This is a genomic window from Micromonospora sp. NBC_01405, from assembly GCF_045040155.1.
GTDB lineage: Bacteria > Actinomycetota > Actinomycetes > Mycobacteriales > Micromonosporaceae > Micromonospora.
Map to the genome: position 1 here is coordinate 2352735 of NZ_CP109532.1, position 21203 is coordinate 2373937.

At 73.4% G+C, this 21203-nt stretch carries 17 protein-coding genes; 5 read left to right on the plus strand and 12 right to left on the minus strand.

Annotated features, from left to right (window positions below; translation table 11 throughout):
* Window positions 1-240 precede the first annotated feature (240 nt).
* The 5 genes from OG559_RS09460 to tmk form a co-directional block, all read right to left on the minus strand.
* A complete protein-coding gene (locus tag OG559_RS09460; protein ID WP_405114375.1) occupies window positions 241-909 on the minus strand; it encodes a hypothetical protein in 669 nt (222 codons plus the stop codon).
* Window positions 909-1214: a hypothetical protein gene (locus OG559_RS09465; protein WP_405114377.1), complete on the minus strand. Its 306-nt coding sequence runs from the start codon at window positions 1212-1214 to the stop codon at window positions 909-911. The genes OG559_RS09460 and OG559_RS09465 overlap by 1 nt, the downstream gene beginning before the upstream one ends.
* Window position 1215: 1 nt before the next feature.
* Entirely contained in the window at window positions 1216-1545 is a 330-nt protein-coding gene (locus tag OG559_RS09470; RefSeq protein WP_396671495.1) for a YbaB/EbfC family nucleoid-associated protein, read from the minus strand.
* A 124-nt stretch (window positions 1546-1669) separates the two neighbouring features.
* Window positions 1670-2962, minus strand: a complete 1293-nt coding sequence (locus OG559_RS09475) for a DNA polymerase III subunit delta' (protein WP_405114379.1) — start codon at window positions 2960-2962, stop codon at window positions 1670-1672.
* Complete coding sequence (gene tmk / locus OG559_RS09480) at window positions 2962-5244, minus strand: dTMP kinase (RefSeq protein ID WP_405116522.1); 2283 nt, start codon at window positions 5242-5244, stop codon at window positions 2962-2964. The genes OG559_RS09475 and tmk overlap by 1 nt, the downstream gene beginning before the upstream one ends.
* 147 nt (window positions 5245-5391) lie before the next feature.
* On the opposite strand from tmk, the gene OG559_RS09485 reads away from it, so the two are divergent.
* Window positions 5392-6600, plus strand: coding sequence for an amino acid deaminase/aldolase (locus OG559_RS09485; protein WP_405114381.1), 1209 nt, complete (start codon window positions 5392-5394; stop codon window positions 6598-6600).
* Window positions 6601-6678: 78 nt separating this feature from the next.
* Here the strand turns inward: OG559_RS09485 and OG559_RS09490 are convergent, their stop codons facing one another.
* Entirely contained in the window at window positions 6679-7269 is a 591-nt protein-coding gene (locus OG559_RS09490; RefSeq protein WP_405116524.1) for a TetR family transcriptional regulator, read from the minus strand.
* A 223-nt stretch (window positions 7270-7492) separates the two neighbouring features.
* Here OG559_RS09490 and OG559_RS09495 point away from each other — a divergent pair, with 223 nt between their 5' ends.
* Window positions 7493-8812 (plus strand): D-arabinono-1,4-lactone oxidase, encoded by a 1320-nt coding sequence (locus OG559_RS09495; RefSeq protein WP_405114383.1) that lies wholly within the window; start codon window positions 7493-7495, stop codon window positions 8810-8812.
* 111 nt (window positions 8813-8923) lie between these two features.
* Window positions 8924-9889: a DUF559 domain-containing protein gene (locus OG559_RS09500; RefSeq protein WP_405114385.1), complete on the plus strand. Its 966-nt coding sequence runs from the start codon at window positions 8924-8926 to the stop codon at window positions 9887-9889.
* Window positions 9890-9966: 77 nt separating this feature from the next.
* Here OG559_RS09500 and topA read toward each other — a convergent pair whose 3' ends face one another.
* From topA to OG559_RS09530, 6 genes are all read right to left on the minus strand, one after another.
* Window positions 9967-12792 (minus strand): type I DNA topoisomerase, encoded by a 2826-nt coding sequence (topA, locus tag OG559_RS09505; protein WP_405114387.1) that lies wholly within the window; start codon window positions 12790-12792, stop codon window positions 9967-9969.
* A 445-nt stretch (window positions 12793-13237) separates the two neighbouring features.
* On the minus strand, window positions 13238-14017 hold the full coding sequence (locus tag OG559_RS09510; RefSeq protein WP_405114389.1) for a hypothetical protein: 780 nt from the start codon (window positions 14015-14017) through the stop codon (window positions 13238-13240).
* Window positions 14008-14550 (minus strand): hypothetical protein, encoded by a 543-nt coding sequence (locus tag OG559_RS09515; protein WP_405114391.1) that lies wholly within the window; start codon window positions 14548-14550, stop codon window positions 14008-14010. Before OG559_RS09515 ends, OG559_RS09510 begins: the two co-directional genes overlap by 10 nt.
* 186 nt (window positions 14551-14736) lie before the next feature.
* Window positions 14737-17127, minus strand: a complete 2391-nt coding sequence (locus OG559_RS09520; protein ID WP_405114393.1) for a sodium-translocating pyrophosphatase — start codon at window positions 17125-17127, stop codon at window positions 14737-14739.
* A gap of 388 nt (window positions 17128-17515) precedes the next feature.
* Entirely contained in the window at window positions 17516-17953 is a 438-nt protein-coding gene (locus OG559_RS09525; protein WP_387021569.1) for an ATP-binding protein, read from the minus strand.
* Entirely contained in the window at window positions 17950-18306 is a 357-nt protein-coding gene (locus tag OG559_RS09530; protein ID WP_396671506.1) for an STAS domain-containing protein, read from the minus strand. The genes OG559_RS09525 and OG559_RS09530 overlap by 4 nt, the downstream gene beginning before the upstream one ends.
* Before the next feature lie 193 nt (window positions 18307-18499).
* Between OG559_RS09530 and OG559_RS09535 the strand changes: the two genes are divergently transcribed.
* Together OG559_RS09535 and OG559_RS09540 are read left to right on the plus strand one after the other, a co-directional pair.
* Window positions 18500-20896: a DEAD/DEAH box helicase gene (locus tag OG559_RS09535; RefSeq protein WP_405114395.1), complete on the plus strand. Its 2397-nt coding sequence runs from the start codon at window positions 18500-18502 to the stop codon at window positions 20894-20896.
* Window positions 20897-20993: 97 nt separating this feature from the next.
* The gene (locus OG559_RS09540) at window positions 20994-21200 is read left to right on the plus strand and encodes a hypothetical protein (RefSeq protein ID WP_396671508.1); all 207 of its coding nucleotides are present in this window, start codon (window positions 20994-20996) and stop codon (window positions 21198-21200) included.
* Window positions 21201-21203 lie beyond the last annotated feature (3 nt).

Sequence of the window (21203 nt, forward strand, 5' to 3'; positions counted from 1 at the left end):
CAGCAATTCATGATCGTCGAGTCGTCCGGCCCGGTCGGCCCGTCGTCCCGATACGCCTGCCCGGACGGCTGATTCCGCGCCCCGCCGGACGACAAACGCCGGCCGGGGGCGTTGAGTGGAGGGCAGACCTGCGGGGGGTGCAGGGGAAGGCCACGGCGTCGCCGCCGCAGGCCCGGGTCGCACCGGTGCCGCTGGCGCGACGCCGTGGCCGCGCCAGCATCGGCAGCGAGCGCGGGCGGGTCAGCGGCCGACCCGGGTGACGGTGTCGTAGCGGGTCGGGCCGCCCGCCGGCCCGCGCCAGGTCGTCTCCGCCAGGCTCGGCGACCACTGGCGCAGCAGCGTCTCCGCGCCGTCGTAGGCCACCCCCAGCACCGAGAGCACCCGGTACGCGACGTCGGCCGCCGCGAGCGGCCCCACGGCGCCGGCCTCGGCCCCCGGCGCGGCGGCGGCGCGGACCCGGACCGCCTCGGCGGAGCCGAGCACGTCGGCCAGGGCCCGGGCCAGCGCGAGCCGGCTGCCCTCCACCCAGTCGGCGAGGGCGTCCGCGTACCCGGCCGTCGCCTCCAGCCGACCCACCAGGCTCTCCGGGCCCTCGTCGAGGTGGCGCAGCAGGGTGGAGCGCGCCTGGTCGTACGCGGACGCGGCCGGCCCGGACCAGGCAACGGGGTCGGTGAGGGTGTGACAGACCTCGTCGTACCCCCGGACGAGCGCGCGCACCGCGTGGCCGGCGTCGGCCAGCGGCGCCGGATGCAGTTCGAGGAAGCTCCGCACCGCCTCACCCGGGAGCACCTGCATCCGCCGCAGCAGCGGCCAGAGCCGGTGCCCATCGGGGGCCCCGCCCGCGAGCAGCGTGTCGACCCGGCCGAGCAGGTCGAGGCCCGGCTCAGCGAGGCGGTCCAGGGCGTCCATCAGAACTCCCGGCGCAGCCGGCGTCGGGCCGTGTCGTCGACACCCGCGTACCGGTCGGCGGCGCCCCGGACGGCGGACGCGGCGGCGGACAGCCGGCTCGCGGCGACGGTCGCCTCCCGGGCCCGGTCGCCGGTCGCCTCGGTCCACCGCTGGTGCAGCGCCCGGCCGATCTCGCCGGGCCGGCCCGGGACGTGCGTGCCGAACGCCGGGTGCGGCGGGTCGGCGGCGGTCACGGCGCGGGCCAGGACGTCGAGGGTGGCGCTCGCCTCGTCCAGTCGGGCGGCGAGGGCGCGCAGTTCGTCCATCTCAGGCCCCCGCCAGCGGTCGGTACGCGGCGAACGTCTCGTTGTGCAGCTTCTCCCGGGCCCACTGGGCGGCGTCGGCGGCGGCGCTCACCGCGGCCCGCACCGAGCCGGCGACGTCCCGGGGATGGCGGCTGTGCAGCGGGCCGAGGAACCGCACGTCGGTGATCCGGCCGCCGGCGGTGACCACCACCTCGACCAGCCCGTCCGGGGAACGCACGGTGACCTCCACGGTCGCTACCGCCTGGTCGAACTCGGCCTGCAACGACTCGATGCGGCGGTAACGCCGCACCGCCTCCTCGATCCAGGCCTCGTCGATCTCCCCCCGAGGCATCGCGGACTCCTCCCGGCACTGCACTCACTGAGTGTGCCGCCACCGTCACCGCGGCATACGGGACCGTACCGCACACCAATCGCGCCTGTCGATGACCTGTGGACCGGGCAGGGGTTGGGAGGGGTCAGCCCTTCCAGAGGGTCAGCATCATCGCCTCCACCGCGATCCGCGGCTTGACGTTCGCCTCGATGGCGGCCCGGCACTCCACCACGGCCTCCAGCCGGCGCAGCGACCCCTCGGCGCCCCACCGCTGCGCGCCGGCCTCGGCCAGGGCGGCGGTGTCGGTGTGCACCGGGGCGACCGGCGCGCGCAGCGCCGCGGTCAGCGCGTCGCGGTAGAAGCCGGCCAGGTCGACCAGGGCCCGGTCCAGGGCGTCCCGCTGGGCCCGGGTGGCTCGCGACTTCTGCCGCTTCTCCAGCTCCTTGAGCTGACCGGCGGCCCCGCGCATCGCGCCGGCCGCGCCCCGGCCGGTGCCGCCCGCGCCGAGCGCCGTCTGCAACGCGGCCCGCTCGGCGGCGTCGCTCTCCGTCACGGCAGCCTCCGCCTCGGCCTCGGCCGCCTCGATCAGCGCGGACGCCGCGTCGAAGGCGGCACCCACCCCGGTCAGCCGGCGCGGCACCGCGAGCACCGCGTCGCGCCGGCTGCGGGCCTCCGGGTCGCCGGCGAGCCGCCGGGCCCGGCCCACGTGCCCCTGCGCGGCCGCCGCCGCCCACCGCGCCACGTCCGGGGCGACGCCGTCCCGGCGGACCAGCACCTCGGCCACCGCCTCGGGTGCCGGCTGCCGCAACGGCAGGACCCGGCAGCGCGACCGGATGGTCACCGAGACGTCGTCCGGGTGGGTGGACGGGGCGCAGAGCAGGAAGACCGTGCGTGGCGGCGGCTCCTCGACGGCCTTGAGCAGCGCGTTGCCGGCCGCCTCGGTGAGCCGGTCGGCATCGGAGACGATCACCACCTGCCACCGGCCGCCGGACGGGGTGCTCGCCGCCCGGAGCACCAGGGCGCGCATCTCGCCGACGCCGATGGAGAGCCCCTCGGGCACCACCAGCCGGACGTCGGCGTGGGTGCCGGCGAGCGTGGTGTGGCAGCCCTGGCACTCGCCGCAGCCGGTGCCGCTCCGGCACTGGAGGGCGGCGGCGAAGGCGCGGGCGGCCACCGAGCGCCCCGAGCCGGGCGGCCCGGTGAGGATCCACGCGTGGGTCATCCCCGACTCCTGGTCGGCCCCACCCGCCCCCTCGGTGGCCTCGGCCTCCGCCTCGGCGGCCAGGGCGTCGGCGTCGTCGGGGTCGACCGGGCCGGCGGTGGCCGCCGCGTGGGCGGCTGCGGCCCCGCGCAGCACGGCCGCGGCGGACGCGGCGGCCCGGCGCAGCGTGTCGACGACGTCGTCCTGCCCGACCAGGTCGGCGAAGACGTCGGGCATCAGGTTCGGCGCTCCATCGTCACCAGCTCCGTGTCGGATAACTCCGGCTGCACCGAGGTGTCCGGCCCCTGGGCGGGACGGGGGTGCACGATGCCGGCCGGGTCGACGAGGAACTCCCCCACCCGCCGGGCCACCAGCTCGGCGGTCTCCCCGACCGGGCGGGACGCGTCGAGCACCAGGTACCGCTTCGGGTCGCTCGCCGCAAGGTCGAGGAAGGCGTACCGGACCCGCTCGTGGAAGGCGACGGACTCGGCCTCCAGCCGGTCGACCCCGGCGTTGCGCGACGCGACCCGGGACAGGCCGGTCTGCGGTTCGACGTCGAGCAGCACCACCAGGTCGGGCTTGAGCCCACCGGTGGCCCAGGAGGAGAGCCAGGAGACCTCGTCGACGGGCAGCGTCCGCCCGGCCCCCTGGTACGCCAGCGACGAGTCGACGTACCGGTCGCTGATCACCACCGCGCCCCGGACGAGCGCCGGCCGGACCACGGTGGCGACGTGGTGCGCCCGGTCCGCGGCGTATAGCAGCGCCTCGGCGCGCGGCGACGGGACCTCGACGGTGGTGCCGAGCAGCAGCGAGCGGATCCGCTCGCCGACTTCGGTGGCGCCCGGTTCCCGGGTGACCACCACCTCCCGGCCCTGCCCGCGCAGCCGCTCGGCGAGCGTGGCGAGCTGGGTCGACTTGCCGGCGCCCTCGCCGCCCTCGAAGACCACGAAGAGCCCGCTGGAGACGAACTTCTCGGCCGGCATCAGCGGGCGACCCCGGATCGACCCCCACAGGTCGGCGAGGACCGGCACGCCCTTCTTGTCGTCCATCTGGCCGAAGGCGCTGATCCCGGCGAAGATGCCGGCGGCGCCCGCGGCGAGCAGCAGCAACCGGGTGGACGAGATGGAGATGCCCAGGTCGGCGATGGTCAGCTTGCGGGAGCCGCCGACGCCGACCAGCAGGCTGCTCAGCGCGATGGCCAGGATCAGCACCAGCCGGGTACCGATCTGCACCACCGCGAAGACCCGGCCACGCACCTCGTCGGCGACCTCACCACCGAGCAGCGTGGTGCCGGCGAGGAAGGCCATCCCGGCGCCCACGCCGACCAGGATCGCGCCGAGCACCGCCATGGACAGGTGGATGGCGAATGCGAGCACCAGCACGGACGCGCTGGCCAGCACGATGCTCATCCCGAACCAGCGCCGCCGGGACATGTCCCGGACGATCATCGGGCCGAGCCCGATGCCCACGGCGAGGCCGACGAACATCGCGCCGAAGAGCAGGTAGAAGGCGGCGTCACCGGCGCCGAGCGAGGCGGCGAAGAACTTCGCCGTGCCGATCACGATCCCACCGCCGGCGAACGCCCCGAAGATGCCGAGCACCAGGCCGCGCACCAGCGGGGTCTGCCCGATGTACTTCCAGCCCTCGGTGAACTGGTGCCGCATGCCCTGTTCGGTGCGCTCCGCCTCGCTGGCCTGGGTCTGGCTGATCTCCTTGATCCCGAATGCGACCACCAGCGCGGTGGCCAGGCGGGAGAACGCGTTGAACCAGAGTGCGATCTGGGCCGGCTCGGACCAGGACGGAATCTCGCCGCCGGTCACGCCCCGGATGCTCCGGTCGAGCACGGCCAGGCCGAGCGCTGCGGCGATCGGGGTGAGGCCGTACGTGGTGATCAGGGTGAGCTGGTTGGCCGCCTCCAGCCGGGCGCGCGGGATGAGGTTGGGAACCGCGGCCTCCTTGGCCGGGATCCAGAGCAGGGTGATCGTCTCGATCAGGAAGGTGGCGACCGCCGCCCAGCCGACCACCAGGCCGCCGCTGACCCCGGTGAGCGCGAACAGCGGGATGGAGGCGAAGAGCAGGAAGCGCAGCACGTCGCAGATGACCATCGTCCAGCGCCGGTCGAACCGGTCGGCGAGGACGCCGGCCACCGGGCCGAGGAGCAACGCGGGCAGCAGCCGGATCGCGATCAGGGTGCCGAACGCGGCGCCCTGCGCCGTGCTGCCCGAGACCTGGGCGGCGGCGAAGACGGAGGTGGCGAGCAGACCGAGCCAGTCACCGAAGGAGGCGGCACCGAGCACGATCCAGAGCCGGCGGAACGGCCGGATGCGCAGCACGGAGCGGATCGCGGCGGCCCCGGACCGGTCGGCGGCCTGGGCCGTGGCCGCGCCGCCGGACCGGCCCACGGTCTCGTCGGTGTCGGCACCGTCGGGCTGACCGCCGGAGGGCGACACGCCGGGCGACTCGCCGTTGTTCTGGCTTTCGATGGCCGTACCTCCACGTGCCGGCCCAACGCTGGGCAGTCCCGGTGCAACACTCTAGTCCCGGCCGGGGTCCATCCCGTCCGCGACATTGCCTGCTCGCCGAGCCTAGGCCGCCAGCGCCACCGGCCGCAGCCAGGCATACGCGAGGGTATTTCGCATTGACCGTTTGACAGTTAGCGTGCACACGTGGCCACCGAAAGCGACAAACTTCGCGAGCGCCTGAACCAGGCGACCGCCCACCTCGACCCGCCGTACGCGGTGGTCGACCTGACAGCGTTCGATGCCAATGCCACGGCGCTGCTCCCACGCGCCGGCGGCAAGCCGATCCGGGTCGCCAGCAAGTCCGTGCGCGTCCGTGAGCTGCTCGGCCGAGTGCTGGGCCGGCCCGGCTGGGCGGGAGTGATGGCGTTCACCCTGCCCGAGGCGAGCTGGCTGGTCCGCACCGGCGTGACCGACGACGCGCTGGTGGCGTACCCCACGGCCGACCGGAGGGCGCTCGCCGAACTGGCCGGTGACGAGGAACTGGCCCGGTCAGTCACCCTGATGGTCGACGGCACCGACCAGCTCGATCTCATCGACGCGGTCCGCCCGCCGGGACATCGCCCCCCGCTGCGGGTCTGCATCGACCTCGACGCCTCCTGGCGCCCACTGCGCGGGCGGGTGCACGTCGGGGTACGCCGCTCCCCGGTGCACAGCGCCCGGGCGGCCGGCGCGCTCGCCGCCGCCGTCGCCGCCCGGCCCGGCTTCCGGCTGGTCGGCCTGATGTCGTACGAGGCTCAGATCGCCGGGCTGGGCGACGCCCCGCCGGGGCGGGCGGCGCTGGCCGCCGCGATCCGGGTGGCCCAGCGCGGGTCGTACCGGGAACTGCTGGCCCGCCGGGGCGCGGCGGTGACCGCGGTACGCGAACACGCCGAGCTGGAATTCGTCAACGGCGGCGGCACCGGCAGCGTGGCGGCGACCAGCGCCGACCCCGCGGTCACCGAGGTCACCGCGGGGTCCGGCCTGTACGGGCCGACGCTGTTCGACGCGTACCGCGCCTGGCGGCCCACCCCGGCGGCGTTCTTCGCCTGCGCGGTGGTCCGCCGCCCGGCGCCCGGGCTGGCCACGGTGCTCGGCGGCGGCTGGATCGCCTCCGGCCCGGCCGAGGACACCCGCCTGCCCGCCCCCTGGCTGCCGACCGGGCTGAAGCTGCTCGGCGCGGAGGGGGCCGGCGAGGTGCAGACCCCGCTGGCCGGCCGGGCGGCGGACGACCTGCGGCTCGGCGACCTGGTCTGGTTCCGACACGCCAAGGCCGGTGAGCTCTGCGAGCACGTCAACGAAGTGCACCTGGTCGAGGGGGACCGGGTGGTGGGCAGCGTCCCCACCTACCGGGGGGAGGGCCACGCCTTCCTTTAGCCACCTGAGCGGCTCCAGGAGGCCGGGCCGCCACGTCCCCCGTCATGCGCTTAGTCGGAGGCGGCCCGGCGGCCGGGATCAGGAGGAGGCGCTGGGAGCGGGAGCGGCGGCGTCGGCCGGGACGATGACGTGCCGGTGCAGGTACTCGCGGATGAGCGCCTTGGCCTCGGCGAGCACCCGCTCGTCGCCCTCGGGGTTGCGCCGGAACGCCAGTTTGATCAGGGCGTCCGAGGCCTCGACGGCGATCTCCAGGCAGAACCGCAGGCGTGGCTCGTCGGTCATCCCGAACCGTTCGGTGAGCACCCGGGCCAACTGGTCGGCGATCACGCCGTTGTTGTCCCGCTGCTCGTCGAGCAGGTGCAGGTCGACCACGTCGCCGAAGTGCAGGGTGCGGAATCCGGGAACGGTGCGGTGCATGGTGATGTATTCGTCGATCCCCGCGTCGACGCCGTCCCACCAGTGGCTCAGGTCGTCCGAGGCGAACCGCTCGTCGAGACGCTGGAGGTAGGACTCCATCGTGCGCAGCGTCAGCGCCTGCACGATGGCCCGCTTGTCCGGGAAGAACTGGTAGACCGACCCGATCGCAACCTCGGCGCGCTCGGCGAGCAGGGTAGTGGTCAGCCCCTCGTACCCCACCTCGTCGACGAGTTCGGCACAGGCGTCCAACATTCGCTGGACCCGCGCCACGCTTCGACCCTGGACCGGTACCCGGCGCAGCGGCCCGGTCGTGGCGGCTGGTGTGGACACTCGGCCACCCCCCTTCGACGGATGAACATATCTGCACGTCACGAGTGCGTGACTACCGGTACAACGAGCGGACCTCGATTGCGGTATTTACCAGGCACAACGTTCCTGATATGAAGACAGTTCATATTCACGTCGAGGAGCGCGCATGGCCCGCACCGCACCGCTCACCACCGCCGCCTGGACCAACTGGGCCGGCAACCAGCGCAGCACCGCCACCGCCATTCTCCGCCCTCACACGGTCGCCGACGTCGCCGAGGCCGTCCGGGCCGCCGGGGCGGCCGGCGAACGGATCCGGGCGGTCGGCAGCGGCCACTCCTTCACCCCCGTCGCCCGCACCGACGGCCGCCGGATGGAGCTGACGGAACTGGATACCGAGGTACGGATCGACCGGGGCCGACGCCTCGTTACCGTACCGGCCGGGATGCCGCTGCACCGACTCAACGCCCTGCTCACCGCCAACGGGCTGGCCATGCCCAACCTCGGCGACATCGACGCGCAGACCATCGCCGGGGCGATCTCCACCGGCACCCACGGCACCGGGGCCGCGTACGGCTGCCTGTCGACCTTCGTCGAGGCGCTCACCCTGGTCACCGGCACCGGCGAGGTGCTGCACTGCTCCGCCGAGCAGCACCCGGACGTGTTCGCCGCCGCCCGGGTCTCCCTCGGCGCCCTCGGGGTGCTGACCGAGGTGACCCTGCGCTGCGTGGAAGCCTTCACCCTGCGCGCCCACGAGCGGCCCGCCCCGCTCGCCGAGGTGCTGTCCGACCTGCCGGCCCTCATCTCCGCCCACGACCACGTCGAGTTCTACTGGTTCCCGTACACCGACCGGGTGCAGGTCAAGGTCAACGACCGGACGCCGGCCGACGACCGGCCACTGCCCGGCTGGCGCGGCTGGCTGGACGACGACTTCCTGTCCAACACGATCTTCGCCGGTGCGTGCCGGCTCGGCCGGGCCGTGCCCACACTGGTGCCGACGATCAGCGCGGTCTCCGCCCGGGCGCTCACCGAGCGCACCTACACCGGCCGCTCCGACGCGGTCTTCTGCACCCCGCGCCGAGTCCGGTTCGTGGAGATGGAGTACGGCCTGCCGCGCGCCGCCCTGCCCGAGGCGCTGGACGCGCTGCGCCGGATCGTCGACGGGCTCCCGTTCAAGGTGCTCTTCCCGGTCGAGGTCCGGTTCACCGCCCCGGACGACATCTGGCTGTCGCACGGGTACGGGCGCGAGTCGGCGTACATCGCCGTCCACCAGTACGTAGGGATGCCGTACGAGCCGTACTTCCGAGCCTTCGAGCAGGTCGCCGCCGGCCTGGGCGGCCGGCCGCACTGGGGCAAGCTGCACTGGCGCGACGCGGAGTCGCTGGCCCCGGCGTACCCGAGGTTCGCCGACTTCCAGGCCGTCCGCGCCCGCCTGGACCCGGCGGGCATCTTCAGAACCCCCCACCTGGACACCCTCTTCGGTGCCTGACCCGCCGAGATCTTGGAAGAAAACGGCCCTTCCGGGGGCCGTTTTCTTCCAAGATCTCAACGTTGTCCACAGGGGCAGCGGGAGAGGGCGGGGTTCGGCAGGGTTGGTTGGGTGGGGAACCGTGAAGCGCGGGCGTTGGCGGGGTGGCGGCGGGCGCTGCCGGGTGACGACGCCAACGAGTTGACCTGGCTGCTCTTCCGTCAGGAGGAGGTGATCAGCCTCCATCAGGCGCTGCGGCACCTGTCCCGCAAGGCGATTCGGCACCGGGTCGACACCCATCGCTGGCGCCAGGTGCACCGGGCCGTGTTCGTCGCCCACAACGGCCCGGTGAGCGCCGAGCAGTTTCGCTGGATCGCGGTGCTCGCCGCCGGGCCGACGGCCGTGCTCGGTGGGCTGACCGCAGCCCAGGCGGGTGGTTTGCGCGGGTTCCCCGGTCGACCCATCCACCTGATGCTGCCGGCCACCTGCCGGCGGGGTCCGCTGCCCCAGAGCGTGTCGGCGCACCGGACGACCTGTCTGCCGGACGAGGACGTGCTGGCCGTCGGGCAACCCCGCCGGACGATGCCCGCCCGGTCGATCGTCGACGCGGCGGGTTGGGCCGGCAGCGACGAGGAGGCCAGGGCGGTGATCGCCGCCGGCTTCCAGCAGCGTCTGATCGGTGGCGATGAGGTGCACCGCGTCCTCGACCGGCTGCCGCGGGTGCGCCGCCGACGGCTGATCCTGGCCACCGCCATCGATGCGGCCGGCGGTGCGCACTCCCTGGCCGAGCTCGGCTTCCTCGGCCTGGTCCGTCGTGCGGGGCTGCCCGAGCCGACCCGGCAGCTGGTCCGATACGACTCGACCGGCCGACGCCGCTACCTCGACGCCTACTTCGAACAGTGGCAGGTGCACGTCGAGATCGATGGTGGGCAGCACCTCGATCCCCGTCAGGCGTGGGCCGACATGGGCCGGCAGAACGCGCTCTGGGTCGACGGGGACAGGGTGCTCCGCTTCCCGTCCTGGGCCGTCCGCGCCCGCCCCGAAGAGGTCATCGCCCAGCTACGGGCGGCCCTGCGTGCCGCCGGCTGGCCCGGCTGACGGGAGGCCCATGGAGATCTTGGAAGGAAACGGCCCCTCCGGGGGCCACTTCCTTCCAAGATCTGGGCAGGAGAGCGTCAGTCTGTGGGGGTGGTGGCCTTTTTCGGGGGAGTCTTCTTCGCCGGGGTGGCCTTCTTGGCCGTCGACTTGCTGGCGGTGGACTTCGCGGCCGTGGTCTTCTTGGCTGCCGTGGTCTTCTTCGCGGCCGTGGCCTTCTTTGCGGGGGCCTTCCTTGCCGGGGCCTTCTTCGGCGCCGGGCCCTTCGCGCGCTTCTCGGCGAGCATCTCGGAGGCTTCCTCGATGCTCAGCTCCTCCGGGGTCTGCCCGCGCCGAAGGGACGCGTTGAACTCGCCGTCCGTCACGTACGGGCCGAACCGGCCGTCCTTGATGACCAGCGGCTTCTCGGTCAACGGGTCGACGCCCATCTCCCGCAGCGGGGGCGCGGCGGCCCGGCGCTGACGGGCCTTCGGGGCGGCCAGCAGGGCCAGCGCCTCGTCCAGCGTGACCGTGAACATCTTGTCTTCCGAGTCCAGCGAGCGGAACTCGTCACCCTGCTTGACGTACGGGCCGTAGCGCCCGTTGTTGGCGAACACCTCGACGCCGTCCGGGGTCGTCCCGAGCAGCCGGGGCAGGCTGAGCAGCTTCAACGCCTCGACGAGGGTCAGCGAGTCCGGCGACTGCGAACGCAGCAGGGACGACTTGCGCTCGCCGCTGGCCACGTATGGGCCGAACCGGCCGGACCTGAGCAGGATCGGTTCCCCGGTGGTCGGGTCGTCGCCGAGCTTGCGCTCGCCGCCCCCGCCGAGGAACAGCTCCTGCACCTTCTCCGGGGTCAGCTCGTCCGGGGCCAGCCCCTCGGGGATCGGCGCCCGGTCACCCTGCCCACCGCCGCCCTCCTCGCCCTCCGCCTGCGCTGCCGGCTCGCCGCCGGGCAGTTCCCGCTGGAGGTACGGCCCGTAGCGCCCGACCCGGACGACGACCTCGCGCCCCTCCTCGTCGGCGAAGAGCGGGATCGAGTTGACGCTGCGCGCGTCGATCTCGCTGACGTTCTCCGTCACCAGCTTCTTCAGCCCGCCCGCGTGGGCGATGGCCTGGTCGCCGGTGCCGTTGGGGCTGCCGAAGTAGAACCCGGTGAGGAAGTCGACGGCCGCGTGGTCGCCGCCGGCGATCTCGTCCAGCTCGTTCTCCATGCTGGCGGTGAAGTCGTAGTCGACCAGCCGCGGGTAGTGGCGCTCCAGCAGGCCGATCACCGCGAACGCCACGAAGGTCGGGATGAGCGCCTGGCCGCGCTTGGTCACGTACCCGCGGTCCTGGATCGTCTGCATGATCGACGAGTACGTCGACGGGCGGCCGATGCCCAGCTCTTCCATTGCCTTGACCAGCGACGCCTCGGTGTAGCGCGACGGCGGCTGGGTGTGGTGCCCCTGCGCGGCCAACTCGTCGGCGGTCAGCGGCTGGTCCTTGACCAGGGTCGGCAGCCGGCGCTCGGCGTCCTCGGCCTCGGCGGTCTCGTCGTCGGACGACTCGACGTACGCCCGCAGGAAGCCCGGGTCGGTGATGGTCTTGCCGGTCGCGCCGAAGTCGGCCTCCTCCTGCGCGGAGGACACCGCCCGGATGCGCACCGAGACGCTGGAGCCGACCGCGTCGGTCATCTGCGAGGCGATGGTGCGCCGCCAGATCAGCTCGTAGAGCTTGAACTCCTCGCCCGACAGCTCCTTGGCCACCTCGCCCGGGGTGCGGAAGTTGTCCCCCGCCGGGCGGATCGCCTCGTGTGCCTCCTGGGCGTTCTTCACCTTGCCGGTGTAGCGGCGCGGCTCCGGCGGCACGCTGCGCTCGCCGTACAGCTCGACGATCTGCCGGCGGGCCGCCGTGATGGCGGTCTCCGACAGGTTCACCGAGTCGGTACGCATGTAGGTGATGTAGCCGTTCTCGTAGAGCCGCTGCGCGGTGCGCATCGTCTGCTGGGACGAGAGCCGCAGCTTGCGGGCCGCCTCCTGCTGGAGGGTGGAGGTGATGAACGGCGCGTACGGGCGGCGGCGGTAGGGCTTCTCCTCGACCCGGGTGACCTTGAACGGCCGCCCCTGAAGTCGGGCGGCGAGCCCGCGTGCGCCGCCGGCGTCGAGGTGCACCACGCCCGCCCCGGGCTTCACCCGGCCGGTGGTCGGCTCGAAGTCCTTGCCGGTCGCGATCCGGTCGCCGTTCAGCGCCACCAGGGTGGCGTTGAAGGTGCGCGGCCCCTCGCCCGGCTTCGCCACCGCCAGGGTGGCCAGGATGTCCCAGTACTCGGCGGTGCGGAACGCCATCCGCTGCCGCTCCCGCTCGACCACGATCCGGGTCGCCACGGACTGCACCCGGCCCGCCGAGAGCTTCGGCATGACCTTCTTCCACAGCACCGGGGAGACCTCGTAGCCGTACAGGCGGTCGAGGATGCGCCTGGCCTCCTGGGCGTCGACCAGGTCCCGGTCGATCTCGCGCGGGTTGGCCACCGCGGCCTGGATCGCCGGCTTGGTGATCTCGTGGAACACCATCCGCTTGACCGGCACCTTGGGCTTGAGGGTCTCCACCAGGTGCCAGGCGATCGCCTCGCCCTCGCGGTCCTCGTCCGTGGCCAGGAAGATCTCGTCGACTTCCTTGGCCAGCTTCACCAGCTTGCTGATCTGCTGCTTGCGGTCGGGCGAGACCACGTAGAGGGCGTGGAAGCCGTTGTCGACGTCGACGCCGAGGCGGGCCCACGACTCGCCCTTGTACTTGGCCGGCACGTCGGCGGCGTTGCGTGGCAGGTCGCGGACGTGACCGAAGCTGGCCTCCACGACGTACCCCGGGCCGAGGTAGCCCGAGATCGTCTTGGCCTTCGCCGGTGACTCGACGATGACCAGACGGGTGGTCCTGGCGTTGCTCGGCACGTCTCCTGCGACCTCACTCCTGCTCGTGGCCGGCCGGGTCCGAGGCGCGGACCACCCTCGGTCCGCCGGAACCGCCGGCGGTCCGGATGTCCAACGTAACGCGCCGCCCACGTTTCGGGTTTCGCGGGCGGCCAACCCGCCCACCCGTTTCCCGGACACCGCTGACGGTCTTGCCGGACGGCGCCACCGTACACCGTGTGTAGGGTGCCGAGCGGGCCACTGTGACGATGCCGGCCCCTCGGCCGATCCCACCAGCCCGTTCGCCCGGGAAACCGACGGCCGAACTGTCCCCCATCGGACAACCGACCACACCTCACGTGCCCGCCCCGACTCCGATCATGGACTAGCGGTGAGCGGCTGAAGCCGATTCGCCGCTTTTGCGGGGCCCGCCGCACCGGGAGTGGTGATCCTGGCGGGGGCCCTGCTCTACCTGCTCCCAGGGGGGTCAGGGCTGGTGGGGCCAGGCAAGGGGTGGGGCGGTGGACGGCGGGTCGCCGATCAGGTCGGCCAGGCGGGCCAGGCGGCGACGGCCGGTGATCCGGTACGCCGGCCCGCCCGCCTCCGCGTCGAGCAGCGCCGCCGGCAGGCCGACGGCGGCCAGGGCGGCGCCGACCGGCTCCCGGCACGCCTCGTCGTCCACGCCGAGGCGGAGCAGGAATCCGGGCGGGTCGGACTTCCCGGCGGCGGCCACCCAGAGCCGAAGCCGCCGGCCGTTGAGGTGGAACCCGGCGGGTGGCCGCTTCACCGGACCGCCGCTGACCGGACCGCCGCTGACCGGACCGCCGCTGACCGGACCGCCGCTGACCGGACCAGGGGCCGGCGGGGCGGGGGCAGCCGGGGCAGGGGCCGGCAGGTCGGGGGCGGCAAGGGCGGGGGGCGGCGGGTCGGGAGCGGCAAGGGCGGGGGCCGGCGGGTCGCGGAGCCAGGCGAGGGCCAGCGGGGCCAGCGTGCTGGCGTACGAGGTGCGTACCAGGTGCTGCTGGTCAGCGGTCGCCTCCCAGGTCGCGGCGAGCCCGCACCGGGCCAGCTCGGCGACGAGCACGTGTACCCGCCAGGCGGCGTCCACCACGATCGACAGCCGCGCGGTGCCACCCATCCGGACCATCTCCCCCGGGCCGGCGAGCAGGCCGGCAAGATCGGCGACGGACGGGTCCGCCGCCTCGGCACCGAACAGGGAGAGCTGCCGGACCGGGTCGGGTGGTCGGTCGGGGGACGTCAGCGGCACTCCGGGACCTCGTCGAAGGCCTTTTTGAGTTCCTCGGAGCCGAGCCGGCTGGTGTCCAGGGCGCTGGCGTCGTACTCCTTGTTGAGCGTGTCCACGGCGGCGCGCACGCCGTCGTAGAAGGCGGTGGGATTGCCGGCGCCCAGGCCGCCGATGGTGGCCCGGGCCCGGCCGTACGCGTCGCGCACCTTGCCCAGCGACGCCTGGAAGCCCTGCGAGATCTCCTCGCCGTGGTCGGTCCCCGGGACGCCGGCCTCGTCGACCTTGCGGCGGGCCGTCTCGCTGGCCTGCTCCGCGCCGGCGAAGAGCCGCACCAGGTTCTCCTTCGCCTGTGCCGGGGTGGTCTGCGCGGTCATCTGCTGCTGGGTGCTGCTGGTCAGCTTGTTGATCTCGGCGCGCCACGGGGTGAGCGCCTCACACACCGACGCCGCCCAGGCCCGGGGGCTGGGGCCGCCGCCGCAGGCGGTCAGCGTCAGGACGAGCGTGGCGAGGACCACCGTGAGCTTTCCGGCGGTCGCCGCCCGGCACGTGCGCATGCGAAGCAGCGTACGGCCTCCGCGCCGATGTGCCACCGCTCGGTTTGCGGGACTCCCGCCGCCGGCCGGCCCCGGTGGGAGCCCGACCGGCTGCTGATCTTGCATACGGCGCGGATGGCCGTCGCCGGCCGGGGCGGGTTCCCGGCCGCGGGTATTGGACCGGCCGGGAACCCGCTGTGTCACCGCTCAGGCGTTGACCGCCTCCGGCCGCTGGTCGGCGCTGCCGGCGCCGGTGCCGCTGCCGCTGTTGTCGGTGTCGCCCATCGCGACGCCCTTACGCTTGCTGAACACCACCGACGCGACGATGATCAACGTGGCCACCACCGCGATGCCGACCCGCAGGCCGACGTTGCGCCCGTCGCCGACGCTCCACGCCACGACGGCCGGCGCGATCAGCAGCGAGACCAGGTTCATCACCTTGATCAGCGGGTTGATCGCCGGGCCGGCGGTGTCCTTGAACGGGTCGCCGACGGTGTCGCCGATGACCGTGGCGGCGTGGGAGTCGGAGCCCTTGCCGCCGTACGCGCCGTCCTCGACGAGCTTCTTGGCGTTGTCCCACGCGCCGCCCGAGTTGGACAGGAACACCGCCATCAGGGTGCCGGCGCCGATCGCCCCGGCCAGGTACGCCGCCAGCGCGCCCGGCCCGAGGCCGAAGCCGACCGCGATCGGGGCGAGGATGGCGAGCAGGCCGGGGGTCATGAGCTCGCGCTGCGCGTCCCGGGTGCAGATGTCGACGACCTTGCCGTACTCGGGACGCTGGGTGCCGTCCATGATTCCGGGCAGCTCGCGGAACTGCCGGCGGACCTCCATCACGACCGCGCCGGCCGAGCGGGAGACCGCGTTGATGGCCAGGCCGGAGAAGAGGAAGACCACCGCCGCGCCGATGATCAGGCCGACCAGGTTGCGCGGGTTCGCCACGTTGAGCGAGTTGAGAATCTCCGCGCCGACGTCGCCCACGCCAGCGTCGGCGTACGCCGTGCGCAGCGTGTCGGTGTACGAGCCGAACAGCGCGGTCGCGGCCAGGACCGCCGTGGCGATCGCGATGCCCTTGGTGATCGCCTTGGTGGTGTTGCCGACGGCGTCCAGCTCGGTGAGGATCCGGGCGCCGTTCTCGTCGATGTCGCCGGACATCTCGGCGATGCCCTGGGCGTTGTCGGAGATCGGGCCGAAGGTGTCCATCGCGACGATCACGCCGACGGTGGTGAGCAGGCCGGTGCCGGCCAGCGCCACGGCGAACAGCGACAGCGTGATGGAGCCGCCGCCGAGCAGGAACGCGCCGAAGACGCCCGCGCCGATCAGCAGCGCCGAGTAGACCGCCGACTCCAGGCCGATGCTGATGCCGGCGAGGATGACGGTGGCCGCACCGGTCTGCGAGCTCTTGCCGATGTCCTGCACCGGACGCCGGTTGGTCTCGGTGAAGTAGCCGGTCAGCGCCTGGATCGCGGCGGCCAGCACGATGCCGATTACCACCGCGGCGATGGTCACCCCGCGCGGGCCGAGCGGCGGGTCCCCGCCGTCGACGCCGAGGCTGGCACGCCACTGGGGCCCGAGCAGGTCGGCCCAGGTCGGCTTCAGGTACGCGTAGGAGGCGATCGCGACCAGCACCGCCGAGACCAGGGCGGAGATGTAGAAGGCCCGGTTGATCGCGGTGAGGCCGTTGCGGTCGGAGGCACGCAGCCGGGTGATGAACACGCCGACGATCGCCACCAGCACGCCGATCGTGGAGATGATCAGCGGGAGGACCAGGCCCTCGTCGCCGAACGCGGCCCGGCCGAGGATCAGCGCGGCGACCAGCGTGACCGCGTACGACTCGAACAGGTCGGCGGCCATGCCCGCGCAGTCGCCGACGTTGTCGCCCACGTTGTCGGCGATGGTGGCGGCGTTGCGCGGGTCGTCCTCGGGGATGCCCTTCTCGACCTTGCCGACCAGGTCGGCGCCGACGTCGGCGGCCTTGGTGAAGATGCCGCCGCCGACCCGCATGAACATGGCCAGCAGGGCGGCGCCGAAGCCGAAGCCCTCCAGCACGGTCGGGGCGTCGCCCTTGAACAGCAGGACCACGAGCGCCGCGCCGAACAGGCCGAGACCGACGGTGAGGAAGCCGACCACGCCTCCGGTACGGAAGGCGATCTTCATGGCGCCCTCCCGGCCGCCGGCCACCTCCCGGGCAGCGGCGGCGACCCGCAGGTTCGCGCGGGTGGCCAGCCACATGCCGGCGCCGCCGATGAACGCGCTGAACCCGGCGCCCACCACGAAGAAGGCGGACCGACCGATCTTCACCGCGGTCTCGCTGCCGTCGGTGTCGTGCACCGGCAGCAGGAAGAGCAGCACCACGGCGATCACCACGAAGATCGCGAGGGTCCTGAACTGCCGGAGCAGGTAGGCCGAGGCCCCTTCCTGTACCGCCCCGGAGATCTCCTGCATGTTGGTGGTGCCCTTACCGGCTGCCAGCACGGCCTTGGTCAAGGCGGCGGCGAAGACGAGTGCCACCAGCGCGATGACCGCGGCGATGACGACGTACGTCAGGTTGGCTCCGGTAAGGGACAGTGCGCCGCCCTCGGCGGCCAAGGTCCCGGACATCTGTGTCCTCCTGTACCGAACGCTCGCGCCGGCCGTGGAGACGCAGAGACCGACGCCTGGATGCGGACTCGCAAGCGCGCCGACCCACCCCAGCGGGCCAACGATGAGCACCCATACCCGCTGGCTGCGGGAAGGATCACTTGCTGACAACCCGCGTACTGTAGCCCTCCGTAGTGCCGGAGGTCACATCATGGGGCACCGTGTCCGGATGATCTTCGTCGCTGTGTTATGCGAAAGAATCTGATATAAGGCCCGGGAACGACGGAAGGGCCGCCCTCCCGGTCGGGAGGGGCGGCCTGATCAGCGAATCAGTTGGTTGAGCGGCGGGTCAGCCAGAGAAGTTGATCGACGGGTCAGCCAGAGAAGTTGATCGACGGGTCAGCGGGAGTCAGCGGCCCACCGGCCAGACCATCCGGACCTCGGTGCCCACGCCCTCGTCGACCGGGCGCACCTGGAGGTCCTCCACGAAGCCGGCGAGCAGGGCGAAGCCCACGCCGGTGGTCAGGTCGTCCTCGTCCAGCGACTCGTTGGCGAGCTGGTCGGCATCGAGCGCGGTCAGGCCGATGCTCGCCTCGATCGGCGCCCGGTCCACCACCCGCACCGAGTACGACCCGGTGTCGGACATCTCCACCAGCACCGGGTCGGGCACGTGGTACTGCCGGTGCAGGGCCACCGCCCGGGTGCACGCCTCGCCGATGGCCAGGCGCACCTCGTCGAGCAGGTCCTCGCGCACGCCGGCCCGCCGGGCCACCGCGACGCCGACCAGCCGGGCGGTGCGGACGTGCACCGGCGCCGGCGAGAAGGAGAGCCGGACCGTGGCCATCAGGCGCCGGCACCGGTCGGATCGGCCCCGATGGCCGCGTCGACCGTCGGGTGCAGCGGGAACACCTGGTCCAGCGCGGTGATCCGGAAGATCTTGAGCAGCGGCTCCTTGTCGCAGACCAGCGCGAAGCTGCCGCCGACCGAACGCAGCCGCTTGAGCGCGCCGACCAGCACGCCGAGGCCGGTGGAGTCGAGGAAGTCGACCCGACCCAGGTCGACCACGACGTGACGGGCCCCACCGTCGATCAACTCCAAAAGCCGTTCCCGCAGCCGGGGTGCGGTGTAGACGTCCACCTCACCGCCTACCTCGAGCACCGTGTGCTCCCCCACGGCACGGGTCGCCAGCGACAGCTCCATCGGTCCTCCTCGCAAGAGTCGTAAACTCTCCTGGGCATCTAACCATCCCCGCCGCCGGCGTACGTGAGGTCACCGGTGGAGGCTCCCCCTTACCCACAACCCACGCCAGTCAACTCCGAACACTTGTGCGAGAGTGCAGGACGTGAGCCCCGCAGCAACCGTATCCGCAGGCCGCGGGCCCGACCGCCCGCCGATGGGTGCACCGGCCGAGCTGCTGCGCCAGCTGCGCGCACGTACCGGCGCCGACCCGGTCACCCACGTCGAGCGGGTGCCGGCCCGGGCCGGGGAGCGGGCGCCGTGGCCCGAGTGGACGCCCGAGCAGCTGCGGGCGGCGTTCGCCCGGCGCGGCGTGGTCGCGCCCTGGCGGCACCAGTCCCGGGCCGCCGACCTGGCGTACGCGGGCAGGAGCGTCGTCGTCGCCACCGGGACCGCGTCCGGCAAGTCCCTGGCGTACCAGCTCCCGGCGCTGGCCACCCTGCTCGCCGACCCCCGGGCCACCGTGCTCTACCTGGCACCGACCAAGGCGCTCGCCGCCGACCAGCTACGCGCCGTCGCCGGCCTGGAACTCGACGGGGTACGCCCCGCCTGTTACGACGGGGACACCCCGCGCGCCGAGCGGGACTGGATCCGCCGGCACGCCCGGTTCGTGCTGACCAACCCCGACATGCTGCACCACGGGATCCTCCCCGGGCACGCCCACTGGTCCGGCTTCCTGCGCCGGCTGGCGTACGTGATCGTCGACGAGTGCCACACCTACCGGGGGGTGTTCGGCTCGCACGTCGCGCACGTGCTGCGCCGGCTGCGCCGGCAGTGCGCCCGCTTCGGCCGTACCCCCGTGTTCATCCTGGCCTCGGCCACGTCGGGCGACCCGGCGACGGCGGCCGGGCAGCTCACCGGCCTACCGGTGGCCGCCGTCACCGAGGACGCCTCCCCGCGCGGCGGGGTGACCTTCGCCCTGTGGGAGCCGCCGCTGCTGCCCGCCGACGCCGACGCCACCGTCGCCGACCTCGCGCCGGTGCGCCGGTCGGCGCTGCGGGAGACCGCCGACCTGCTCGCCGACACGGTCGCCGCAGGGGTACGCACCCTTGCCTTCGTCCGGTCCCGCAAGGGCGCCGAGGTCGTGGCCGCCAACGCCCGCCGCGCCCTGGACGAGGCGGTCCCCGGGCTGGGTGAGCGGGTGGCCGCCTACCGGGCCGGCTACCTGCGCGAGGAGCGGCGCGAACTGGAACGGGCGCTGCTGCACGGCGACCTGCTCGGGCTCGCCTCGACCAACGCGCTGGAACTGGGTGTCGACCTGGTCGGGCTGGACGCCGTGCTGATCTGCGGGTGGCCGGGCACCCGGGCGTCGCTGTGGCAGCAGGCCGGCCGGGCCGGGCGCTCCGGCGACGAGGCCCTCGCGGTGCTGGTGGCCCGGGACGACCCGCTGGACACCTACCTGGTGCACCACCCGGAGGCCCTGTTCGGGCGGCCGGTCGAGGCGACCGTGCTCGACCCGGCCAACCCGTACGTGCTCGGCCCGCAGCTCGCCTGCGCGGCGGCCGAGGCCCCGCTCACCCCGGCCGACCTGGAACTCTTCGGTGAGGGCGCCAAGGAGGCGGTGGACTCGCTGGTCGAGACGGGCGCGCTGCGACAGCGGCCGACCGGCTGGTACTGGCGGCACCGCGAGCGACCCCAGGTCGACCTGCGCGGCGAGGGCGGGGCGCCGGTGTGCGTGGTGGAGGCGGCCACCGGACGGCTGCTCGGCACCGTGGACGGCGGCTCGTCGCACTTCCTGCTCCACCCCGGCGCGGTCTACCTGCACCAGGGCGTCTCGTACGTGGTCGACGCGCTCGACCTGGCCGACGGCTGCGCGCTGGTGCACCCCGAGGAGCCGGACTGGTCCACCCACGCCCGGGACGTCACCTCGCTGACCGTGGCTTCGGTGCGCTCGTACGTCGACGCCGGCCCGGTCGGGCTGTTCCTCGGCGAGGTCGACGTGACCAGCCAGGTGGTGTCGTACCAGCGGCGGCGGATCGCCTCCGGCGAGGTGATCGACACCCGGCCGCTGGACCTGCCGGCCCGGGAGCTGCGCACCGTCGCGGTCTGGTTCACCCTGTCCCCGCAGTCGTTGACCTCGGCGGGGGTCGCTCCGGCGGACGTCCCCGGGGCGCTGCACGCCGCCGAGCACGCCGGGATCGGACTGCTGCCACTGATGGCCACCTGCGACCGGTGGGACATCGGCGGGCTCTCCACGGCGCTGCATCCGGACACCGAGGCCCCCACCGTCTTCGTGTACGACGGCCACCCGGGCGGGGCGGGGTTCGCCGAGCGGGCGTACCGGACGGCGGCGCAGTGGCTCCGGGCCACCCGCGACGCGATCGCCGAGTGCGGCTGCGAGGCGGGGTGCCCGTCCTGCGTCCAGTCCCCGAAGTGCGGCAACGGCAACAACCCGCTGTCGAAGCCGGATGCCGTCCGGGTCCTCGACGTGGTGCTGGCCAACCTGCCGGCCGAGCACCCGCCCCGGCAACCCGGCCCCGCCGACGCGCCCGACGCCGAGCCGCCCGGGGACGGGGAGCGCGATCGGGTGGCGGCGTCCGGAGCACAGGAATAGATCACGGCCCGGCGGGGCATTGACACATGGGAGCGCTTCCATACGCTCGCGCACCCCACCACCGCCCGAGCACGTGCTTCCCGCCGGAGGAGGAGTCGTGGCCGACACCATCGCCGAGACCGTCGACCTGCTCTACACCATCGACCAGGACCAACTCACCCCCGACCAGCAGATCGCCCTCGGCAGCGCGCTGGCCGCGCTGGCCCAGGCGGAACGGCTGGAACAAATCAACGAGCGGCTGCGCAGCATCCACCAGGTGCTCAACGCCTGGGCGCTCAAGGCCACCGTCGACGGCGGGCGCTGAAGC